Origin of the sequence: Pseudomonas protegens (assembly GCF_003732485.1) — a bacterium.
Taxonomy (GTDB): domain Bacteria; phylum Pseudomonadota; class Gammaproteobacteria; order Pseudomonadales; family Pseudomonadaceae; genus Aquipseudomonas; species Aquipseudomonas protegens_B.
In genome coordinates this window covers 16,808-23,267 of record NZ_MOAK01000045.1, presented here as the reverse complement: position 1 = coordinate 23,267, position 6,460 = coordinate 16,808, and the positions used below count along the sequence as shown (strand labels likewise).

Below are 6,460 nucleotides of genomic sequence, written 5' to 3'. Positions count from 1 at the left end.
GCGGCGCCGGTGGACCTGCTCGGCGAGGCTGCCGCGGCTGTCGCTGATCACCAGGCGCGCCACCGCCAGCATCAGGATGCGGTCTTCGCCGGACAGTTGCTGGGCCGGACGCACAAAGATGCCCCCGGGCCGGTCGATCAGGCTGGCTTCGCTGCCGGACGTCACCAGGCCCATGATCAGGTCCTGAAGCTGCTGGCGGTAGCCCACCTGGTCCTCGTTCCAGATCACCAGGTCCACCGCCAGGCCTTTCTGCCGCCAGTAGGCGTGGGCCTTGATCAGTTGCTGCACCAGGGCAATGTTGGCCAGGTCGCCCACTTGCAGCAGGACGATCGGCAGGTCCCCGGAAATGCCCTGGCCCCAGAGCCCGGACTGGCTGCGGCGGTTGGCCAGCAGCAGGCTGGTGTCGGCGCGCAGGGTGGCGTTGGCGTACAGCAGCGAGGCGGCCATCTGTTGGAACAGCCGGGCTTCGGCCAGCGAGGCGTTGAGCTGGCGCAACAGCACCTGGCTGTGGGTCCAGGCCAGGTCGAAGACCCGGTCCGCCAGGTGCCGGTCACGGTATTTGTGGATCAGTTGCAGGCAGTGGTCGCGGCTGTCGGCGACCCCGGTCACCAGGTCGATGGTGGCGCTCTGGCCGGGGTCGAGGGTGATCCGGCAGCGGATCGCGACGATCGGGTCCAGCACCGAGCCGTCGGTCCCCGAGAGCCGTTCGACCTGCGGGTCCAGGGCCAGGGGCGAGGCCAGATCCCGGCCGCGGCCGATAAAGCGTGCGCGGTCGGTTTCATAGGAGATGGCGTCGATGTCCACGCCGTGGGCCGCCAGCAGGTGGCACATCCAGGGCACCGCTTGCTCCTGGGCCCGGGGTCGACGGCTGCAGACAATGGCCTGCAGGCCGGGCAGCAGTTCGGTCTCGATGAACAGGTTGCTGAAGGCCGGGTGGGCGGCATCGCTCTGGGCCGGAGCCAGGACCACTTCGGCGTAGCTGGTGAGTTCGATGCTGCGGCGTACCCGGGCGCGGTTGCACAGGTGCAGGCGGCGCAGTTCGATGGGGTCCTCGGGGGACACGACGATTTCCGTATGGCTGTCGAAGTCCCGTTCACGCACGCGGAATTCGGCCCGGGCATCGGTGAAGATCGCCTCGAAGCTCTCTGGACGGCGTCGGGTCGGCTGGTAGGCCGCGGACCAGAAGTCGCCGCTGGCCACGTCCCGCAGGTAGCAGAACTGCCCCCAGTGATCGCGGGTCGGATCTTCGTGCCAGCGGGTCACCGCCAGTTCGTTGCAGCGGCTGTAGCCGCCACCGGCACTGCTGAGCATCAGGTGGTAGTGACCGTTGGACAGCAACTGCACGGCCGGGCGCTTGCGGTCCGGGTCGGCGAATACCCGCAGTTTGTTCTCGTGGGCCCGGGCTGCTTCATCGGCCTCCGGAGCACCGGCAGCATGCAGGTACTGGGCGGCGGTTTTCGGCACCCGTTCCTGCAGCAGCAGGGCAATGGCCTGGAACTGCGGATCGGATTCGAAACGCCGCTGCATGGGCTGATCCAGCAGCAACCAGGCCAGGGCCAGCAGGCTCATGCCCTGGTGGTGAGCCATGAACGACTGCACCACCGCATGGTCCTGGCCCCGGGGCAGGCGCGACTCGGTGTAGTCCACGGCTTCATAGAGGCCGAAGCGTCCACCCAGCCCCAGCTGGGCCAGGCGCTGCAGGTTCTGGCAGGCGGCCTGGGGCGCCACCATCAGCGCCAGGACGCTGGCATAGGGCGCCACCACCCGTTCCGCGCCGAGGCCACGCTTGAGCCCCAGGCCCGGCACGCCGAACGCCCGGTACTGGTAGTTGAACTGACTATCGAGGGTGTTGTAGCCCGACTCGGACACGCCCCAAGGCAGGCCCAGTTGCTGGCCGTGCTCGATCTGCAGGGCCACCGCGGCGCGGCAGGTCTGGTCCAGCAGGGTGCCCTGGTAGCTGGGCATCACCAGCATCGGCATCAGGTATTCGAACATCGAGCCGGTCCAGGACAGCAGCACCGGCGTGCCGGCGCTGCTGGTGAGCAGGCGGCCCAGGGCGAACCAGCTTTCCTGTGGCAGTTGCCCCTGGGCGATGGCGACAAAGTGGGTCAGGCGCACTTCCGAGGCCAAGAGGTCGTAGTAGCCGGCATCCAGGCGATGCTCATCGGCGTTGTAGCCGATCACCAGCAAGTGACGACGGGTGTCGTAGAGAAAGCCGAAGTCCATCTGCGCCATGCTGGCGACGGCTTCCAGCAATCGACTGAGGCAACTGATGCGCTCCAGGGCCAGCTCCCGCACGGCGGCGATCCGCTCGTGGTGCATCGCCAGCCAGTAGCCGGCGTCCAACTGGGCCAACTGGCGCCAGCTCAGGGTGCCGAAGCGGCGGCCGTCGGCCATGGGCGGCAGGCAGCGCCATTGCAGTTCGTCATGCAGGTCACGGCATTGCGCGGCCAGTGCCTGGCGCCAGAACTCCACATCGTCCGTGGTTCCGCTCTGCGCCTGGTCGGTGCTTTCGGCAATGCGTTGCAGCAGCCCCAGCAAGGCATCCGGAGCCACGTCGGCATGCAGGCTCAGGTGCTCATGCACGGCGCGGGTCTCCAGGCGCCAGCGCAGCACCGGGGCGGTGTCCTGGCCGGCCGCCGTGAGGGCGTCCTGGAACACATCGAGGCTGTCCAGCAGGCCGTTGGCGATCTGCCGCAGCGCCGGAGGGCTGTCCACCAGGGCCTGCAGGCCGGGGCGCAGGGTCAGCAGCATGCCCACCAGATTGCCGCTGTCCACGGTGGACACATAGCGCGGCGGCAAGGGTTGCAGGCTCTGGGTGTCGTACCAGTTGTAGAAGTGCCCGCGGTAGCGTTCCAGCCGGCCCATGCTGGCCAGCATCTGCTCCAGGCGTTGCATCAGCCGGCGGCTGCTCAGGTAGCCGAAGTCGTGGGCCGCCAGATGGGCCAGCAGGGCCAGCCCGAGGTTGGTCGGCGAGGTGCGATGGGCGATGCGCTGCTGGGGCTGTTCCTGCAGATTGTCCGGAGCCAGCCAGTTGTCATCGGGGCCGACGTACTGGTCGAAAAAGCCCCAGGTGCGGCGGGCCAGGCTCTGCAGGAAACGCCGTTGGCCGCTGGAAGGCTCGAACGCCACCTGGCTTGCCGGGCGGCTGAGCCACCAGGCCAGGGCCGGGCCGGCCAGCCAGGCCAGGAGCAAGGGCGCGGCCATCAGCAGTTGCGGGCGCGGCCACAGCAGCGCCGTCAGCAGCAGGGCCAGCAACGGACCGATCCACATCCGCCGGTACAGCTGCAGCAGGCTGTCATCCGGGCCGCGCTCGGCTTCCCGGGAGGGTTGCCACTGCAGGCGATGAGCTTTGCTGATGCCCATGCGCCAAAGCGCGCGGCCCATGGCGTCCAGGCTATAGGCGACTTCATAGGGCAGCCAGGCCAGGGGCAACAAGGCTCGGGACAGGTGCTGGCCGGCGCTGCCCAGGGCCGCGCTCAGTTGTTGCAGCAACGGTACTTCCGGGGTGTTGTGCAGCAGCTCGCGCAAGGCGGCGGACAGCGGCAGCACCAGCAGCACAATCAGCACCGCCAGGGTCCAGGCCAGGGGCTGGGTGGAGCCCAGCCAGCCCCACAGCAACATGCTCAGTAAGGCCAGGGGTTCGAGGCTGCGGCGCAGGTTGTCGAGGATCTTCCAGCGTGCCAGCGGGCTCAGGCGATTGCTTTCCAGGCCGCCGGCGGCCTTGGGCGACCAGGGCAGGAGCCAGGGCAGCAGTTGCCAGTCACCGCGAATCCAGCGCTGGCGGCGCTTGACGTCGGCGCTGTAGCGGGCCGGGTATTCCTCGAACAGCTGCACATCGCTGAGCAGCCCGGAACGGGCGTAGCAGCCCTCGATCAGGTCATGGCTGAGAATCCGGTTGTCGGCAAAGCGCCCGCCCAGGGTCTGCTCGAACGTGTCCAGGGCATAGATGCCCTTGCCGACGAAGGAGCCTTCCTGGAACAGGTCCTGGTAGACGTCCGACACTGCGCGGGTATAGGGGTCGATCCCGGCATCGCTGGCGAACAGTCGGGAATAGGCGCTGCGCGCAGTGCTCGACAGGCTGATGCCGACCCGCGGCTGGAGAATCCCGTAGCCGCTGACGATGCGCCCGCTCAGCGGGTCGGTCTGGGGCCGGTTCAGCGGATGGTCCATGGCGCCCACGCATTGCTGGGCCACGTCCCGGGGCAGTTGGGTGTCGCTGTCCAGGGTGATCACGTAGGTGATGCTGGGCAGTGCCTGGATATCGCCGACGATCAGCGAGAAGCGCTCCCGGCCACGGCCGCGCAGCAGGGCATTGAGGTCTTCGAGCTTGCCGCGCTTGCGTTCATGGCCCATCCAGCAATGTTCGGCGGCGTTCCACAGCCGTGGCCGGTGCAGCAGGTAGAAGCGATCCACGGCTTCTTCGGGGTACTTCAGGTTCAGCGCTTCGATCCGTTGCCGGGCCAGCAGCAACAGGGCCGCGTCGCTGTCCAGGGTTTCGCTGGGGGCGTCGAGAAAGTCGCTGAGCAGGGCGAAGTACAGCTGGGCATCGCGGTTGGCCAGGAAGCGCACTTCCAGGCCTTCCACCAGCTCCTCGATATCCGCTGTGCTGCCGATCAGGCACGGCACCGCCACCAGGGTTCGGGCGCGGGGGGCGATGCCTTCGCTGTAGTCCAGGCGCGGCAGAATGCCCGGGGCCACGGTCAGGGTCACCAGGCCGTTGATCAGGCCGATGGCCAGGCGGCTGGCCAGCAGCAGCGCCGGCACTGCCCACAGCGCCAGCCAGTAATGGCCGGGGCTGGCTTCCCGGTACAGGGTGTCGAGAAACGGCCAGGCGAACAGCGCCGAGAGCAGCATCACCGGCCCCAGGAAAAAGCCCAGGGGCGCCTGGGTCAGCAGGCGCCGGCCGCGTTCGGCCAGGGGCACCCGAGCGCCGATTTGCTGTTCCAGGGTGCGGCGTCCGGCACCGATCAGGTAATGCCCGACGTGGCCTGCCACGGCTTCCGGGTCGTCGGCGCGGTAGTGGGCCCGGGCCAGTTCGATGCACTGGCGGGCCACCTGTTCTTCACTGAGGGGGCAGTGGCGGGCCAGGCGTTCGAGCACATGCCGGTAATGGTCGCGGGTGGCGAAATCCATGCGCCGGTAGACCTGGGCCGGGTCGTCCTGGAGCACCTGCTCGACCCGGCTCATCAGCTCGACGAACTCGCGCCAGTTGCTGGCCGAGAGCAGGCGCAGGCTGGAAATGCTGTTGCTGATGGACACCTGATCGGCGGCTTGCTGCTGGGCGTCGAGCTGCACCAGGCGCTCGATGTTCAGCCCGGTTTCCCCCAGCAGTTGCTCGATCCAGGCCAGGGGCAGCACCAGGGCGGCGTTCTGGCCCTGCAGGCGCCGCGCCAGTTCGGCGACGAAGGCGGCACTCATCGGTGGTGCCGAGCGGGCCATGTCGGCCACGGCCAGCACCACGCTCTTGGCGTCCTGCTCGGCGGTTTCCATCAGGCGGTCGGCCCAGTCGTTGGCCAGATTGCGTTCGCTCCAGTTGGCCATGACCCGGAAGGCCACCCGGCGCAGGTTCTCGATCAGGGCCAGGCGCAGCATGATCGGAATGGCCCACAGCTCTCCGAGCTTGAGCGGGGTGACGCTCTGGTAGCTGTCGACGAAGCGTCCCAGGCTGTCGGTGTCGACCCGGCCGTCGCCGTGGGAAATGGTTTCCAGGGCAATGTCATAGACCCGCGGCAGGCCCGCCGACTGGCCGTTGGCCAGGCGCGGCAGTTGCCGGCTGTAGCCCCGGGGCAAGTGGGTGCGGGTGATGCGGATCTGTTCTTCCAGCAGGTAGTAGTTGTCCAGCAGCCATTCGGCGGCGGGGGTGGCCCGGGGCGAGCTGCCGGTGGCGGCCGTCAGGCTTTTGCAGCAACTGGCCAGGGCGCTGGCGTTGTCCGACAGGCGTGCCAGCAGCCAGTCGGGGTTGCGGCTTTGGCTCAGGCGGTGCTGTTGCGCCAGCAGGGTGCCGTGGCTGGCCATCTGTTCACTGCTGAACAATTCCGAGCGCAGCGGCGCCTCGTATTCGACGCTGTTGCGCGAGGCCTTCCATTGGCCGTATCTGGCGGCGGGCAGACGGCAGAACCTCAGGAATGCGTGGGTCCAATGACTGTCCATGTTTTCCTTGGCATAACAGAGCCGTCCCTCGGCACGGGGTGCGAGGGAGGGCCGGGAGCGGGGCGTGCGGTCAAATCGATGCACCGTCGCGACGAACGTTTCAGGCAAAAAGCTGCAGCCTTGACGGTGGCGGGCGTGGGGGAGGGTGTCTGTGCGTTGGGGCACATAGGCGGGCGATCGGCATTGCTGTTGGGTGGCTTGTTGTGGTGAGGGGGGCTTGTTCCTGTTTGGGGGCGTAGTGGTCGTGGAGCCTGAGGTTGCGGTCTTGTTGGTGGGCATATCCGTTGCTGCGGGTGCGGCGGATATT

General features: G+C 68.0%; 1 protein-coding gene. It reads right to left on the bottom strand.

What is annotated here, in order from left to right:
* On the bottom strand, positions 1-6,153 hold a 6,153-nt coding region (locus tag BLX41_RS11035; protein WP_259744684.1), incomplete at its 3' end, for a glycoside hydrolase family 94 protein.
* Positions 6,154-6,460 lie beyond the last annotated feature (307 nt).